Here is a 16692-nt window from a genome sequence, read left to right as displayed (position 1 = left end):
CTGAAGCTACTTTGGTCGGTAATTTCAGAGAGAGGTATTCTACAGGGGTGGGTCATTTTCATTCCGGCGAACCTGGGTCAATTTTAACCCGGCGGTGACAATTCCGGATGAATCCACTGAATAAATCTTCGAAGCGTACGGATCAGGTTAGATATGAGATTGTACTCATTCCTGCAGAGCTTATAGATATTGTAAAAGAAAAACTGGGTGTTTATTTGGGATTACGATGAGAATACACAGGAAAGCAGCGGAGGTCGGGGTGGAGACATTGGAGGACTATCGAGGAAAAGGATATGCAATTCGATTGGCATCTTCCTGGGCTAACGCTATACGCCAGTCTCAAAGAATCCCTTTATATAGTACATCATGGGAAAATTACTCGTCGCAGTCTGTTGCAAAACGCCTTCAACTTCACTTTTATGGAACGGATATCTCAATATATTAAGATCTGCAAAAAGAGTACTCTACAAAAAGGCCATCCCAAAAGGATGGCCTCAGCCTGTAGACAAAGTTCCGTAAGGAACAGGGTCTGCAGGCTTTTTTGTTGAATATAGAACATGTTACGTTTTCAAAAGTTATTTTTTAGAGGTGGCATTATGCTTAATAAGCAAGAGGCCGAAGGGCGTTATCAGATATCTGCATTCTCGCTAGATGAGTTGGTGCCAGAAGATCATCTCGTAAGAAAAATTGAAAATGCAATCGACTTTTCGTTCATCTATGACTTGGTGGAAAGCCTTTACTGTCATGACAATGGCAGACCCAGTGTTGACCCTGTAGTCTTAGTTAAAATTGCTTTCATCCAATATATTTTTGGAATTCGTTCCATGCGACAAACGATTAAAGAGATCGAAACCAATGTTGCCTATCGGTGGTTTATTGGCTATGATTTCAGTCAGCCCATTCCCCATTTCACGACCCTAGGCAAGAACTATGTTCGCCGTTTTCGGGATACTCAACTCTTCGAGTCGATCTTCCTTCGAATATTGGAGGAGGCGGTTCATCATGGATTCGTGAAGCCTGATGTGCTTTTCATTGATGCTACGCATGTAAAAGCCAGTGCGAATAAGCATAAATACGTGAAAGAAATCGTTGAAGAACAAGCGAAGAAATATCAAGAGCTGCTGGACGAAGAAATCAATCAGGATCGTATTGCACATGGAAAGAAGCCCCTTGAAAAAAAGACAGAAACTTCGAAGAAGGAGGTGAAAGTCAGCACAACTGACCCGGATTGCGGATTGTTTGTAAAAGGGGAAAAGGAACGTGTATTTGCTTATAGTTTTCATACAGCATGTGATCGAAATGGATTTGTGCTTGGTGCCAAGGTAACGCCAGGCAATGTGCATGACAGTCAGGTTTTTGAGGATGTTTTGAATCAAGTGCGAAAGACGTTTGCACAGCCTCAAGCTGTGGCAGTGGACTCGGGATACAAGACGCCTTACATCAGTAAAACACTCCTTGATGACCAGATTCGCCCCGTTATGCCCTACACAAGACCACGCACCAAAGAAGGTTTTTTTAAAAAGCACGAATATGTGTATGATGAATATTTCGACTGCTACATCTGCCCGAACGAGCAAATCTTAACATATGAGACAACAAACAAGGATGGGTACCGTATCTATCGATCAAATTCTCAAGTTTGCCGAAGTTGTCCGTTCTTGAAACAATGCACGGAAAGTAAAGACTACACAAAGAGAGTGAGTCGCCACATCTGGGCTGATTACCTCGAAGAGGTAGACCACCTCCGGCATACCGAGGAAAACAAACAAATCTATAGCAAACGGAAAGAAACGATTGAACGTGTATTCGCTGATATGAAGGAAAAGCATGGCATGCGTTGGACGACCTTACGAGGACTGGAGAAGGTCACGATGCAGGCGATGCTTGTTTTCGCTGCCATGAACTTGAAAAAAATGGCGACCTGGCTATGGAAATCAGGTCGCCAAAAGGTGAACGATCAAAACACCTTCGGTATTTTCATCAAATTATTAAACAAACTCCCTCTGCTGTTCGTTCAGCGAGGGAGTTTGTCTGCAACCTGAGGCCATCCCAAAAGGATGGCCTCAAAACTTTTCGTAACAGACAACACGGTGAGCCCTACTACAAATAACCGCAACGGTTTTTTGAATTGTTTCCATTACTAGCACTTGAGTCCCAGAGTGTAATAAATAATACCTATGTTCCTGCTAGGAGGGAAAAAATGGCGGTACCTGCGAGGAAAGTTACAGCGACTAACCTGTCGAAACACCAAAAGAAACTTTTATCGATCAAAGAAAACTTGAATTACCCAGTTCGTCATTGTAAAATTTGTAAAATATAGGATAGTTTTTCCGGGGGCGATTTATTTTGAGTTCAACGATTGGAACATATACAACGATAGGCGACCTCATAAAGAAATACAGGGGCGACTTATCTTGGGGGGAGTTGTCAAAGCTAACAGGCATTGAAAAAAGCATCATCAGAAAGATTGAAAACGGCGACACAAAGAGACCCGAGTTAAAAACAATTATACCTATATTCAAAGCGCTAAACGCTCCACGCGAAGAAGTAATCGAAACTTGCATCATGACGGAGAATCGGTTGTCCGTTTTGCGTGAATTATTGTCGGAAGCGATTCATTTAGTAAACGCAAACCTCATCGAGAAAGCAACCGTTCGTTTGCTGGAATGCCCCCAAGCGAAAAGCGAGGAGATCGTCGAAGAGCTGTACCATACTGCACTTTCAGTTGAGGATACAGATGTGAAATGCCTGCTTTTCAACAATATCGTACAGTATTGCAGGCTGCGCGGTATTCAACCTTATACAGCGAAGGCTTTATATCAAAAATACCGCATTGATCGGACAGAGGTCAGTCAACTGGAGGAAGCTTATCGTCTTGGAAAAGAGGTTCTATACTACACAGACTTTTTAAGCCAGGAAGAGAAGATCACGCTCTACTATCTGATGGCGTATGATGCCCACGATATGGAAAAATACGAGGAATGTATTGCGTACGGAAAAACGGGACATGCCGAGGATCCAACAAACAATGAGGTGAAAGAGCGGGTCGCTCTGGCTATATGCAACTCTTACTTTCATTTAGGCCGATATGATGAGATGGAAGAGCATATTCAACAGTATGAGAGCTTGGGCTATGAATTTATCAAGGTACGTTCCAAATACCTCCGGGCTATCATTTTATCAAAAAAAGGGTACTACAACGAGGCTATACCGTTATTGCGCGAGTGTGTAACAGAGGCAACCAAGAACAATCGGATCCATCGGGTGAATCAGCTGCTAGAGGCATTGCTAGGCATAAACGATACAGACTCGATTCAACAGATCATCGACACCGAGGAGAAACATTTTGCGTTTGATTTTCAGAATACATACACATTTTCAGAGCTAGGCAAATTTTTTCGCTATAAGGGTTCCTTTCTGGTCTCGCGTGGTTTGTTTGATGAGGGGATGGAGGCCTATTTGCAAAGTATTATGTACTTTGGGAAAATAAATGATCGCGACAAAATCTTGTCTTGCGCGGTAGAAATCAATAAGCATCACTGTGAGTTCGGTAAAGAACATTTGGGACTTCTGAAAAGGCTTAATGAGGTATATAATATAGTAAATATAAATTGAAGAAAAAGGAAGGGATGTAAAATGAAGAAATTCTTCCATATTTTTTCCTCGGTCACATTGGTAATTGCCTGCGCCTTTTTTATCGGTTCTATTGATGCCGGAAAGAATGTCGGAAAAGACAAACCTGTTGTTGTATACACTGACAATCCACAGGGATAATAAACCAGTCATGATTCCTACTTTAATGATCTATATGATCAAAACTCGGTTCAAAAGGAACGCTCTTTTCAAGGGCGTTCCTTTTTATTTTCAAAGAGAAACGGGTGGGTCAAAGGCATTTTTTTCCAAGGTTTTCTTGCCCCTTCTTGTAAACTACAGTTGGAGATGATCCAGATAACCGGATTGCTTGGTGTACAACATATTCTGGCGACTCGAAGGAGGTTGACAACATGGGAGCTGTTGAACGTAAAAAGGACGTTCCTCTATGCTGCCAAGCAAAAGGAACGCCTTCACCACGAGCGACAACATATATCGTTTCTATACATTGCAACCCTTTGTGTTTCGTAGAGGAAAGAGACTTGTACCAGACGATAGAAGATTTACGGCGCGAACTTGTTCGACTGGTGCAGGAGAAGGGAAGCTTTACGGATGAAGTTGTGGTAGAGCTGAGTCAGCGTTTGGACGGTTACATTTACGCTATTCAATCAGATAGACATAAACGGTCAAACATTACTACAGAGGAAGGCTAAGGCAGGGGTAAAGGGATTGTAGATGGATTTGCACGTTTTGTGATATTACGGAAAAAATATCAAAAACAGATAATTGGTGAAAAATCACGAAAGTAAAAAGCTGAATAAAATTGTGATACTTACTAATAAAACTAAGGTAAGGGGGAGGGGATTAAAGTGACCAAGAAATCAGTATTACTCATTTTTGGGTTAGCGGTGGTCTTTATGACTATTTGGGTTTATGCCACTCAAAATAGTAGCTTGACTTTCAATGGGGAAAGTGACCACTGGAAAGGGAATCTTAAGATTACAGGAGACCGACAACAACTTGATCAAGAACTGACTTTGACATTTAAAGATGCTAATGCACCCGATACTCCCATAAATTTTTCTTTTAAAACTACCTTTGGTGGCGGAGAGGTAGCCGGAGCTAGACTTAGAAAAGATCAATCAATTACGTTTATAAGTGGTGGATCAGGGGGTGATCTCACTCAAGTCCCAGACGAAGAAATTACGGTAAATATTTATTGGGGAAGTTTCCATGAAGAACTGGTTCTAGGAAAAACTAAATAAGAAAGTGAGGAGATTCTACCCTCACTTTTTAAAATCCTGTTGGTTCAGTTCTTGTATTTATAGTCTTTTGAAAAGAGCCGTCGTAATAGATATCCGCTTTTACATACGCCTGAATCCAAGTGGTTCCAGTTGAGTTAACTGGAGGAACATTGATAATTGATGAATTCCAGATCCAAGAATATGATGTTGTGCTTGTCTCCCATCCGGGGGAGTCCCATGGATTATCACTGTTCGGGTAATTTTTGGATATTGTACCACCGCACCAGCTCGTTTATCGGGCGTTTCGGATTGGGCGCGCAGAACCGTATCATAAGTGACGGCAAGTTTTTTCGGAAAATCTCGCAGCGGTCTTGGAAAAGCGCATTGCCGGGCATGGGTTTGGGAAGGGCCACGCACGGCTGAAAAGTCGGCGCAAACGGGTTTCTGCAAGCGTTTTGGGGTCCACCGAACGATGCGGTACCTGGAGGGGGACTTTCGCTTGCGGAAAGCGAAAGTCCCCCTCCGCCGTCTTGGCGGAAGGGGCCAGTTCAAAAAATGCTTTTGGACAGTCGGGTCAAACTCAAGCTTGATTACGCTACGTCACTTATCGGCAGTTTACCATCCGACGCTTCGCAGTAGGAAAGGAACGTGGGTCCGGGCATAGCCCGCAAACCGCCTCACGGCCAGGCTTCGTCGACCCCTTCGAGCTCGGGGAGCCCCGCCTTGCGCCGCTGCTCGATGATATATTGGACGTACCACTCCGGGTTCTCGGTATTTTTCCGGATCGAGCGAATCGTACCCAGCCAGCGGTCGTTCCAGCTCATGCCGTCGGAGTTCACGTGTCCCCGCTTCTCCATCTCGATCGTCTGGTCGTACGAGGAGGCGGCAAAGATGCGCATCCTGGGCGTATCGAGCAGGATCACGTTGCCGTTCTCGTCCCGCCTGGTGTCGAATTCGTTGCTTCTTCCCTTGAGCACCGCGTAAGTTCCCGCCGCCGCCACGAATAGAATTGCGACTGCGGCGAGCGAACCGAATATCCACAGCATGACGTTCATCTTCCGGCCTCCCGAATCAAGGTATAGGCGGAACCCGAATGACCGAATCGGTCCGATATCTCGATCATAACACAAGGCGACCTTCCGACAGGGAAGTTTTTTTGTTATGACTGCAGCGCATCGAAAGGGCGACACAGTGCAGGTCAAGGGCGGTTGAAAAGCCTTGCTGGTCTTGGAAAGTGCAGCAGGAATTAGTCAAAGAAAGTCAAGGTCATAACGGAGAAAACTTGCCGTTACAGGCAGCACGGAGAGCCGTACCATCAGTAGGGCAAAATATTCCCCCCACAATACCCATGCTATATCCACAGTACCCATGCTATATCTCTTCAGGTTACATTTAAACCCTTGCCATGCAAATACTCCGTCATGCCGCTGAGCGGCAATTGCAATTTGAGCAGGTCGATGTGACTTCGCGACCAGCCGGCGTCGCGGTTATTCTCGCTACGGGTTTGGTAGTAGTGTCTCATGTCATGATCGTACGCTTCGATTCGTTCCTTCAAATCGCTTTCGGATGGGTACCTATTTTCGAAGTAAACGGCTTCTAGCGGAAGGCGGGGCTTAATCTCAGGCTGCTGGTCGGGTACGCCGACAGCGATGCCGAAGAGCGGGACGACATATTCCGGCAGTGCAAGCATCTGGTCAAGCCGCCGAATATCTTTGGAGACTGATCCTATAATAACGGCGCCAAGCCCTAAAGATTCTGCAGCCAGTACGGCGTTCTGAGCGGCGAGCGCTGTGTCGGTGACAGCGATTTGATAAAAAACAGAGCTTTCCAGCATCATTCGCATATCCTGCTTCTCTTGCTCGGTACCCATAACCGTGAGTCGTTTTAAATCCGCGCAGAAAATGAACAGGTGTCCGTTCTCCTCAATATACGGCGTCTTTGTGATTTCGCTTAACTCCCGCTTCAGGGCGGAATCGGTAAGCCCGATAATCGAGTAGGCTTGCATGAATCTGGATGACGAGGCCATCTGGGCGGCCCGAACGATAGTTTCGATCTGGGATGGTGTCAGCTTTTCGTTTTTGAATTTGCGGATCGAGCGATGACTCATAATAGCTGCCAGCACTTCATTAAAGGTTTTATTCATGGCAAGGCACTCCTTATTCACTTTTGTTTCCTGGAAACAATATAACAGAAGGGATTTCGGGTGTCAATATTGTTTCCAGGAAACATTATTTACGAATCTTGATTTAATTTGTTATACTGAGGACAATGCTACGGTGAAAAGGAAAGGAACAAAGGGAACATGAATCAGCCTCACGATGAACGGTTGCTCCGGGAAGTGTTTGAGGTATTTACACGATTTGCAAAAAAAATACAGGAAGAGGACGATGAGGAAAAGGCTTGGATGTTGGCGCAAACCTCGGATGAGCAAGTACAGGCCATATTGAGCGAGATGACGTTTATGATGCTTCATGTGTTGGATGGAATCGGCAAGCTCGGCCGGACGAATGGAAGCACGCTGTCTAGCCAATTCGGCATTCCTAAGGGAACCGTTTCTAAACTAACGAAACGTCTTAAGGTGCTCGGCTTGATCGCGTTCGAGACTATTCCGGGCAATAAAAAGGAACTGTATTTTACGCTTACACCGCAGGGAGAGACGATCTATAAGCTACATGAGCGGCTGGAAGAACGCATCCAGGCCGCTGCGGCCCACTTTATGGCCGGGTATACAAGGGAACAACTGGAGTTCATCAGGGATTTCATGAACAAGCTGACGTCCCACTCTTTTCTTCAGCTTGACGAAGAACAAGCACGAGAGTCAAATTCTTGACGCTGCTTGGCGGTCCGCAATTCAAATTCACAGAGGCTATATCTTTTATTGTCCATTGTGATCATCAAGAAGAATTGGATTACTTCTGGGACAAGCTCTCCGAGGGTGGAGACGAGAAGGCGCAGGTGTGCGGGTGGTTGAAACACAAGTTCGGAGTATCGTGGCAAATTGTCCCAAGCAATTTAACCGAAATGATATGCAGCCCCGATCCGGAAAGATCAGAAGGAGTGATGAAGGCATTACTTCAAACGAAAGCGAAAATCGATATGAGATCATTAGAGCAAGCATACGAGGGGTAATGTATATCCCGTGATGAAAAGGCCGTCCCGCAAGGATGGCCTTTTCAACTGGCCGTTACGAGGCATGGCTATGAAGCGCGCTCGCGGGAGAAAGATTATGATTCCGATTTCTGTCCATGAAACGCAGCAGTCGGTTGAAGACGATGGAGTCGGAATGGACGACGTTTTCTTGCAACGAATATTGGACAGAAAAGCAGATGGCAGGTCAGGGGTTGGATTGATATATACAGATCGGCGATGAAAACGGTCACTCCGGGACGGGGCTTCTGTTTAAAAGTGCGGTAGGTACAGGGGCAACGGTAACTTTTCGTGTCCACAGCAGGATGAATAACAAGTAGTTGGGATAATGGAGGTGTCGTAATACATTCACCCTGTTCGCACCTCCAGAAGTCTGCGATGATGAATCCATCAAGGGTTCGATGTCACCGGGCTTCGCGCTTTGACCTCGGCCTTTGGCCTTCAGGCTATTGCGATCCTTCCTTCTATGACAAAATTGGAAAAGTAGGGTCGCAGCTTTCCTGAAGGATCATCAGGAGAGGAGGCATCCGGGCTTTCATATCCACCTTATCCTTCATTCTCTAACACGGAGTACGGATATAAAATTGCCTGGAGTCTTTGCGATGATCAATACCATCTATTTGCGGCGAGCAAACAAACTGATTGTGAACACGGAAAACGCGGTGCAAGGGTCTCCCCGACTTTCGGAAGCTTATTTGGCTACGGCCATGAAAAATATCGAACATCTCGGGTTTACGTTCTCGCCTCAATTCATGTACACCGTTCGTAGCTTGTCCAAAGAGCAGTTCGAAGCGTTCTATCATCAATTGGTAGTCGATCTAAAGCTGCTGGTTGGCGCTCACGTGGAGTACAAGCCGATGTACCCGGGCTTCCCGATGCAAGTGATGGAGTATCACGATGCCGAGCTTTACCTGAATGCCATCTATCACTATCTGACTCTGGATTTGCCTGAGTACGAGACGGTGCACATACAGCCTTTATTGAATAAAGGAAACCTGAAAGTGATCGATTTTGGAACCAAAGCGGAGTTTCATGCCATGATCCGCCGGCTGATTCAAGCCAAGGTGTCGATCTCCGAGACAGACAGAGAAGACATCGATGCGGCGATCGGGTGGGCGGATTCGGCTGACTTGGATGAGATTCTCCCTTCGGAAATTCCGTTCAAGGAGAATGTCGGATTCGTGGTCGGTTCCCTATTAAAGCATGACAAGGCAGATATAAAGCTTATCGGGCGTTACATAAAGACCGCAACAGATGTCCTTCGTCTGGCTGTAGCCTGGTCACAAGGCGATGTCAGTCTCGCCGAGGCTGCGCGTTTCCGCAAATTCAAGCGCTCAGAGAGACGGCTGCTGCTTGGCTTGCTGGAACAATGCCACCCGATAACAGAGGATATGCTGAGATATAAACAGCGCTGGATTCGATTGGGCGAAATCCTGCATCCATCGGAATACAAGCATCAGTTTCCGCGATGTCAGGAAGCCTTCGATATTTTGCGCAATAACAAGTCATTTGCGACCTTCAACGCAAGCGTTGAACTGGCCTTCCAATCTCGTGATGTGTGGTCACTGATCGATCTATTGATGCAGCGTCCGGGCGAGTTTGCAAGAAGATTGGATCAGTTGCTAAGATCAACCGATGAGACGCAGTATGTAGTGCTGGCATTCGGCGAGGTCGCGAGCCAAGTATCGACGCCTGTGCTCTTGCAAGTGAAGTCTCATTTTGCACATCGCCATGAGCCTCACGATCTGCGAATCTTTTTCCCAAAAGGAATTGTGGCCAAAGCGTTTGCGATCCCCAATGCTCTCCCCGAGATAGATGCAGCGGTATGCCAAGACATCGTGCAGTTGTGCGATCAGGTGCTCATCCAGCGGTTTTCGGCGCTGGCTCCGCTCGGGAAGACGTATATCGATGAACGCTTGAAGTGGTACCATGTCCCGTTCTCCCAAAGATCGGCAAGCAAAGCCTTGCGTACGATTGTCCGGGGAAGCCGTTTGCCGATGCCAGAGGGGGATACGATTCGTTTCTTCAACTGGTGGAAGGAGGGCATGGTTGACGGCAAGCCTACGGATCGTGTAGATATTGATTTGTCCGCTGTCATGTATGATCGAAACTGGGAGTATGTCGAGCATATTTCCTATACCAATCTCCGATCCTCCAAGTATCGGGCCGTGCACAGCGGTGATATCGTGGCAGCTCCCCAGGGAGCGTGCGAGTTCATTGATCTGCATATTCCGTCCATTGTCGATTATGGCGGTCGTTATATTGTGGCTGCGCTTCATTCTTTTACCGATCAGCCTTATTGCGACTTGCCGGAGTGTTTCGTGGGCTGGATGATGAGAAAGAAACCGGGGTCTGGCGAGATCTTCGAGCCAGCGACGGTGGAAAATAAAATCGATGTCGCAGCCGATACGCAGATTGCGATCCCCGTCATTTTCGATCTGGTGGAACGCACAATCATCTGGGCCGACTTGGCGCTGACGAGCAATCCCGGCTACTACAACAACGTAGAGGGGAACCAAAAAGGGATGGTCTTGATGGGGAAAGCCATGACTGCATTGCGGAAGCCAGACCTGTACGATTTATTTACGCTCCATGCCCAGGCAAGAGGGGAGCAAGTGAATACTCCGGAGCTGGCAGATGCGATTTTTTCCGTGGAAAACGGAGTAACTCCGTTTGATATTGAGCAGATTATGGCTGGGTTTCTTGTTTGAGTGAGAGTTTTATGCCTATCTCGGGTTGAGAGGAGCAGCATTGTGCTGCTCTTTTTTTCATGGGGCTGTACAGTCTCAAAGGATAAACGTAAGCGTATGACTAGGCTGACTTTTGTTAGCTTCAATCAAAAAACGATTGATCAATAACATATTTTTTACTTTATATTTACACGAGACACATTGATTTACCAAATGTTTTTCCACCGAATATAATTGTGTTCACCAAAAAAACATATTACAATAAAAGCAATTCAGCAACGAACCCAAGGGGAATAGATGTTCCAGTTTTCTTACTATTGGGAATGCTGAGTAAAAAATGCACAATCATGAAGTAGAACGGTTTCTTTCTATTACGTACAAACTATATGTACAAACACGGATACCCGCCTCTTCACTGCGGATCGGACCCAGGGTATCGAGAGCTTTCCCGAGAATTCAGCCAGAGGCAGCAGAAAGGAAGAGAACCGGAGTGGCAAACAAAGAATTGAACAGGGGCCTGCAAGCGCGTCACATCCAGATGATCGCTTTGGGCGGGACAATTGGTGTCGGTTTGTTTATGGGGTCGGCAAGCACGATCAAATGGACTGGTCCGTCCGTTATGCTTGCGTATGCAATTGTTGGGATTTTCATCTTTTTCATCATGCGTGCGATGGGAGAAATGCTGTATCTGGAGCCAAGCACAGGTTCGTTTGCGACCTTTGGCCACAAGTACATCCATCCCTTGGCCGGATATTTGACGGCTTGGAGCAACTGGTTCCAGTGGGTCATTGTCGGGATGTCGGAGATTATCGCGGTCGGGACGTATATGAAGTACTGGTTCCCGGATTTGCCCGCCTGGATACCGGGTTTGATCGCGATGGTGATTCTCGGTGCAGCGAACTTGTTCTCGGTGAAATCATTTGGCGAATTCGAGTTTTGGTTTGCGATGATCAAAATCGTCACCATCGTCTTGATGATCGTTGCCGGGTTTGGCTTGATTTTCTTTGGTATCGGCAACGGAGGAGACGCGATCGGATTATCGAACCTGTGGGAGCACGGTGGCTTCTTTACTGGCGGTTGGACAGGCTTTTTCTTTGCGCTCTCGTTGGTGATCGGGGCCTATCAGGGTGTCGAGCTCATCGGGATTACAGCAGGGGAAGCCAAGGACCCGCGCAAAACGTTGACGAGCGCGATTCAAACTATCATTTGGCGCATTTTGATCTTCTATATTGGCGCGATCTTTGTTATTGTAACCGTTTACCCGTGGGATCAATTGGACGCGATCGGCAGTCCGTTCGTGGCAACCTTTGCGAAAGTGGGGATTACGGCTGCGGCGGGGCTTATTAACTTCGTCGTCATTACGGCTGCGATGTCTGGCTGCAACAGCGGCATTTACAGTGCGGGACGCATGCTGTATACGCTCGGTGTAAACGGACAGGCTCCCAAAATATTTACGAAGCTGTCCGGCAACGGCGTGCCTTTGCTCGGAACGATCGGCGTTCTGGTCGGCTTGTTCGTAGGCGTTGTTCTGAGCTACATTGCGCCGGAAAATCTGTTTGTGTATGTGTACAGCGCAAGCGTGCTTCCCGGTATGGTTCCATGGTTTGTCATCCTGATCAGTCAAATCCGTTTCAGAAAAGCAAAAGGAGCGGAAATGGCCAACCATCCATTCAAAATGCCGTTTGCTCCGGTGACAAACTACGCGACGATCGCATTTTTGATCATGGTACTGATCGGCATGTGGATTAACGATGAAACACGGGTCTCCCTGATTGCGGGTATTGTTTTCCTGGGTATTGTCGTGATCAGCTATTACGCTTTTGGCGTCAGCAAGGCCGCTCCATTGGCTGCGGACACGGATGATGAACACACGAACTGATAGAGTATCGGGCAAAAATAGAATAATCACGATAATCGGGACATTGGTAAGCGATGTCCCGATTTTATTTTCTCAATCGAAGGCAGAAGCGGTGCTTTTGGCGAAAAAGTATTCTCAAAAGCTTTCCAAACAAGCGCGCAGGCCGCACAAAAACAAGGGAGGAAGCGTTGGCAACCAACGTGATACATAACAATGCGGGTAGATCGATTACTTTCCATGGTCCTGATCATCTCCAAAAAAGGGACGGTTACAGGCAAAGAGCTTGCAGAGCATTTTGAGGTATCGTTGCGAACCATTTACAGAGATATTTGTCCCATTTCAGCATGGAAAAAGAACTGCGGGAGTACTTGTTTCTGATCAACAAGGCGCTTAAGTTCTCGGTATAGGGATTTAAAGCCACCCTTTCTCATCGGCAATTTGCACGGCCTGCTGTCTCGATTCGGCTTCCAGCTTTTGTATCGCCGAAGATAAATAGTTTCGCACGGTTCCTTTTGTTAAGTACAGGGCCTTGCTGATGTCATCTGTCGTCATTCCTATTTTGGTCAGGCGCAGCATTTCGATTTCCCGTTCGCTTAACGGATTTTCCTCTTTCATAAAGAGTGTTGCCGCCAAATCCGTGCTGACCACGCGTTCTCCCTTCATCACTTTGCGGATGGATTCAATCAGAAAATCAATCGGTTCATCTTTTAGCAAGTAGCCATCCACCTGGGCATCGATCGCTTTCTTTAAATAGCCGGGACGGGCAAAGGTCGTGACAATCATGATTTTACAGGGCAGGTTGGCTCTTCTTATCAGCTCGGCCAACTCAAGACCGCTGATAAGAGGCATTTCGATGTCAAGCACGCACACGTCAGGCTGGTGCTTTTGTATTGCCTCCCAGGCTTGCTTCCCATCCGAAGCTTCTGCCAGCACCTCAATATCGGTTTCAAATTTTAACAAAGAGGCGAAGGCGCCGCGAAGCATTTGTTGATCTTCTGCAATGACGACGCGAATCATAGCGCAGGGTCCTCCTTTCCTTGCCGACGGAGCGGAAGCTTCATGGAAACAACGGTTCCGCCCGTAGGCGAATCAGTTACGATGAAGGTTCCGTGAAGAGCTTGCATCCGCTCGTTCATCGACTGAATTCCATTTCCGCTTTTTTGGTTTACAAGCCCGACTCCGTCATCGGTAATCGTTACCCAATAATGATTGTCCATGGTTTCCAATTGTAGCGTACACCGCTTGGCCCGGCTGTGCTTGACGATATTCGTCATGGCTTCGCGGATAGAGAGAGCGACCATCGTCTCCTCCACACTGGATAACAGCGGAGGCTTCCCCTTTTCCACGACTTCAAATTCGATACCCGCTGTGTGCAGCAGCTCTCGGGAATGCTCTATTTCATTTGCCAGAGAGGTGAATTTCATATCAGAGACCAGTTCTCTGACTTGTTTCAAAGCGATTCTCGATGTGGCCAGGATATCCTTCAGCTCTTCCTTGGCCTGCGAGGGATCTTTGTCTATCCATTTTGTAGCCAGCTCGCTTTTCAATTTGATCATGGTCAGGGTTTGCCCCAGTGTATCATGCAGATCTCTCGCGATACGCTGCCTTTCCTCCTGTTGGATAAATTTTCCGAGCTGTTTATTTGCGGCATCCAACTCACCTTGCAGGGTCTTCGCTTTTTCTTTGATATAAATCACAATCGGAAAAAACATTTGAATAATCATAAACGGGAGAAGGATCGAATTCTCATCGAGAAGGTTGCCCGTTCTCTTCCAGAAAACAGCCATAAACATGAGGGCGATGGCTGCAATCCCTACACCAATATGCCATTTGGACTTTGATCTTCCCAGAAGATCAGCAAAGATGAACCCATAAAACAGGAGATTCGGACCGACATACATACCGAGCAGAGCAAGCGTAACAAAGCCGGTGAGAACGGCCGCCAAAAGGTATAGATTCCGATACCAAAGCCCCATGTAAAATGAAACGAGGAATGCCAGCAGAAGAATGAAGCTTCCCGAGAGACCAAGCGTTGAATTCGAACGTAGAACATAATAAAACAAAAACACAACCGATATGACATCTAAGAGCAGATAGTTTTTGATTTGTTCTCTCGGGTAGAGCTTCCTTATCATTGATAGCCTCCAGAGCGGTTATCTCGTATCGAAAATCCCTATTGCACGTCTACGGAGCGTTTCCATAGGTCCAAACCTGAAACCTTGAAGCCATGCCGTTGCAAACAGTATTTGGAATACGGATATTCCGATCCAAACTACGATAATTGTCACGGAATCCAGCTTTCCGCCAAGAGCAAAACCCCAACCGTAGAAAAGAATGGAACAAATGATATTTTGCATGACATAGCAGCTTAAAGACATTTTTCCGGCATTTTCAAGAAGGCCCCAAAGCCAATTCAACTTCGTATATTGTATCATTCTTCCAATAATCGCCAAATACCCTACGGAAAGAAGGGGCGCGAATAAATAGCGAACAGGGAGATCAAAAACGCCTCCAGGGATAAAAATCAACAGGTTTAAAGGCAAGCCGATAAACATTCCCAGTTTGAAAAGCTTGTCGCGCTGTTTTTTGCCGTTCTCATCTTGAGAAAAGACCCCCGCACGCATGAAGCGAACACCAAGCAAAAATAAAAAGACATTCATGGGAATCGTGAAGATCGCTTCCAATCTAAGCGGGACGAAATGAGACAGGCGATAATGGACTTGCTGCAGCCAAGAGCCGTCTCTATAAAGAGCGATGACTTCGTCAGAACCGCGCAGTGTCATATTGGCATCAATCAGACTAATCACCAGGATCCCCAGGATGGCAGTTGCATGCAGGCTTCCAAGCACTTTCATCGTTATGGATATCAAGCGGTCGCCGCCTTTGACGATGTAGGCGACGATCATTGCAGTTATGCCATAGCTCATTAAGATGTCATACTCCATGACCAGGGTAAAATGCAGCAAGCCTTCCAGGAATAATAGCGAGGATACCCAAATATAGATTCCAGGCCAAGCGTTCCCTTTGCGAATGGCTTGCTGATATTTTAGCTCAAGTCCTACTCCAAACATGATTGTCAACAATCCCAGCAGCTTCCCGTTGACGAGAAATAACACGATCATCCTGATGAGATCGTCTTTTGCCCACCACCCAGAATAATCATATGTCGTAAGGTAGGTAAGATCCCCCAAATGGGCGAAAATCCATATGTTTGTCCCTAACGTCCCGAGGATTGCAAAGCCTCGCAGAATATCAAGAAGACGGATTCTTTCTTTGCGTTGTTCCATATCCCTCACCCTTTTGCGTATGAATTTCATGTAGTCTTAGTGTAGCCATGAAAAGAGCGAGGGAACATTCACACCTGTAAAGAGATGTTTATGACTCGTGTCATAAAGTTTGTAACAAGCAATCAAATCAAGCCGTTTGCTGGTCGGCCTCAGCTGGTGGAATTGGCTCAAGGCTGTTTTCCAAGGGACAGGAAGAGGATGGGAGTCCCCGCTATGGTAAGTAACAAATGATAAAATACGGGTGATGCTATGTTTATAAGGAGATTGGTACCGTTCGTCGTCTGTTTCCTGCTGGCTGCTTGTGCGAGCTCTACTGTAAGCATTGATAAAATAAAAAAACTGAGCTTTCAAGTATTCTTACCGGAGTCTCTGCCGGATGGTTATACTGAACAAAAAACGCTCTTGGATCTAAATGAAGGGTCTCTCTTAATCTCGTACGTAAACAGCGATACGTACATTGAACTTCTGCAAATGAAGAAATCAACATACGACTACCATCCGATGATCGAGTGGTACGCAAATAAAGGCAACAGTCAGAAATCCGATGATCGGTTTGAGATAGTCGGCAATTATGTGGTCGATATGGATAATTCGTTAAACAAACAAGGTGTGTGGGAAGCAGTATTTCTGCCGAAACAAGACTTGGACAGTCAGACGAAATACAACGAGCTTCGCTATTATCATCTGCAGTCAAACAGCAACGAAGAAGAGCGGAAAACATTCATGGAGAGCCTCGCCCCCATACATTGATGAGAGGAATAAGTCTTTTTGCGCATACAGGAACGCAAAAAATAGTCTGCCAGCATCATTTGGAGAAAAGACCCAGGTTGACAGAATTAACATAACATTGTAAACTCAAAAACATAATTGAATAT

The 16692-nt window shown here is 46.4% G+C and carries 15 protein-coding genes and 1 pseudogene; 11 read left to right on the top strand and 5 right to left on the bottom strand.

Annotated features, from left to right (window positions below; translation table 11 throughout):
• The first annotated feature begins 226 nt into the window (after positions 1-226).
• From NST96_RS26925 to NST96_RS26905, 5 genes are all read left to right on the top strand, one after another.
• Positions 227-445, top strand: a complete 219-nt coding sequence (locus tag NST96_RS26925; protein ID WP_081787888.1) for a GNAT family N-acetyltransferase — start codon at positions 227-229, stop codon at positions 443-445.
• A gap of 151 nt (positions 446-596) precedes the next feature.
• Positions 597-2042: an IS1182 family transposase gene (locus NST96_RS26920; RefSeq protein WP_024985259.1), complete on the top strand. Its 1446-nt coding sequence runs from the start codon at positions 597-599 to the stop codon at positions 2040-2042.
• Between the two features lie 304 nt (positions 2043-2346).
• Positions 2347-3615, top strand: a complete 1269-nt coding sequence (locus NST96_RS26915; RefSeq protein ID WP_342405115.1) for a helix-turn-helix transcriptional regulator — start codon at positions 2347-2349, stop codon at positions 3613-3615.
• A gap of 389 nt (positions 3616-4004) precedes the next feature.
• Positions 4005-4304, top strand: coding sequence for an aspartyl-phosphate phosphatase Spo0E family protein (locus tag NST96_RS26910; protein WP_003388790.1), 300 nt, complete (start codon positions 4005-4007; stop codon positions 4302-4304).
• A 156-nt stretch (positions 4305-4460) separates the two neighbouring features.
• Positions 4461-4856, top strand: a complete 396-nt coding sequence (locus NST96_RS26905; protein ID WP_003388789.1) for a hypothetical protein — start codon at positions 4461-4463, stop codon at positions 4854-4856.
• A gap of 656 nt (positions 4857-5512) precedes the next feature.
• Here NST96_RS26905 and NST96_RS26900 read toward each other — a convergent pair.
• Positions 5513-5890, bottom strand: coding sequence for a hypothetical protein (locus NST96_RS26900; protein ID WP_003388788.1), 378 nt, complete (start codon positions 5888-5890; stop codon positions 5513-5515).
• A gap of 326 nt (positions 5891-6216) precedes the next feature.
• A complete protein-coding gene (locus NST96_RS26895; protein ID WP_039070594.1) occupies positions 6217-6978 on the bottom strand; it encodes an NADPH-dependent oxidoreductase in 762 nt (253 codons plus the stop codon).
• Between the two features lie 159 nt (positions 6979-7137).
• Between NST96_RS26895 and NST96_RS26890 the strand changes: the two genes are divergently transcribed.
• The 5 genes and pseudogenes from NST96_RS26890 to NST96_RS26870 all read left to right on the top strand — a co-directional run.
• Positions 7138-7665: a MarR family transcriptional regulator gene (locus NST96_RS26890; RefSeq protein ID WP_122958817.1), complete on the top strand. Its 528-nt coding sequence runs from the start codon at positions 7138-7140 to the stop codon at positions 7663-7665.
• Positions 7662-7964, top strand: a complete 303-nt coding sequence (locus NST96_RS26885; RefSeq protein ID WP_243014807.1) for a VOC family protein — start codon at positions 7662-7664, stop codon at positions 7962-7964. The genes NST96_RS26890 and NST96_RS26885 overlap by 4 nt, the downstream gene beginning before the upstream one ends.
• 620 nt (positions 7965-8584) lie before the next feature.
• On the top strand, positions 8585-10693 hold the full coding sequence (locus NST96_RS26880) for a TerD family protein (protein ID WP_342405114.1): 2109 nt from the start codon (positions 8585-8587) through the stop codon (positions 10691-10693).
• A gap of 469 nt (positions 10694-11162) precedes the next feature.
• Entirely contained in the window at positions 11163-12551 is a 1389-nt protein-coding gene (locus NST96_RS26875) for an amino acid permease (protein WP_039070591.1), read from the top strand.
• A gap of 192 nt (positions 12552-12743) precedes the next feature.
• Positions 12744-12860, top strand: a pseudogene (locus NST96_RS26870) (HTH domain-containing protein); the annotation flags it as partial.
• 81 nt (positions 12861-12941) lie between these two features.
• Here the strand turns inward: NST96_RS26870 and NST96_RS26865 are convergent.
• Genes NST96_RS26865 through NST96_RS26855 form a run of 3 tightly spaced genes read right to left on the bottom strand, consistent with a single transcriptional unit; the run spans position 12942 to position 15817 of the window.
• Positions 12942-13547, bottom strand: coding sequence for a response regulator transcription factor (locus tag NST96_RS26865; protein ID WP_003388779.1), 606 nt, complete (start codon positions 13545-13547; stop codon positions 12942-12944).
• Positions 13544-14665, bottom strand: a complete 1122-nt coding sequence (locus NST96_RS26860; protein WP_003388778.1) for a sensor histidine kinase — start codon at positions 14663-14665, stop codon at positions 13544-13546. The genes NST96_RS26865 and NST96_RS26860 overlap by 4 nt, the downstream gene beginning before the upstream one ends.
• Positions 14666-14683: 18 nt before the next feature.
• The gene (locus NST96_RS26855) at positions 14684-15817 is read right to left on the bottom strand and encodes a DUF418 domain-containing protein (protein WP_003388777.1); all 1134 of its coding nucleotides are present in this window, start codon (positions 15815-15817) and stop codon (positions 14684-14686) included.
• 471 nt (positions 15818-16288) lie between these two features.
• Between NST96_RS26855 and NST96_RS26850 the strand changes: the two genes are divergently transcribed.
• A complete protein-coding gene (locus NST96_RS26850; protein ID WP_152562218.1) occupies positions 16289-16567 on the top strand; it encodes a hypothetical protein in 279 nt (92 codons plus the stop codon).
• Positions 16568-16692: the final 125 nt, after the last annotated feature.

The organism is Brevibacillus sp. FSL K6-2834 (assembly GCF_038592925.1).
Lineage (GTDB): Bacteria > Bacillota > Bacilli > Brevibacillales > Brevibacillaceae > Brevibacillus > Brevibacillus borstelensis.
Note: the sequence above shows the minus strand (reverse complement) of the source record. Positions and strands in the feature narration are given on the sequence as shown.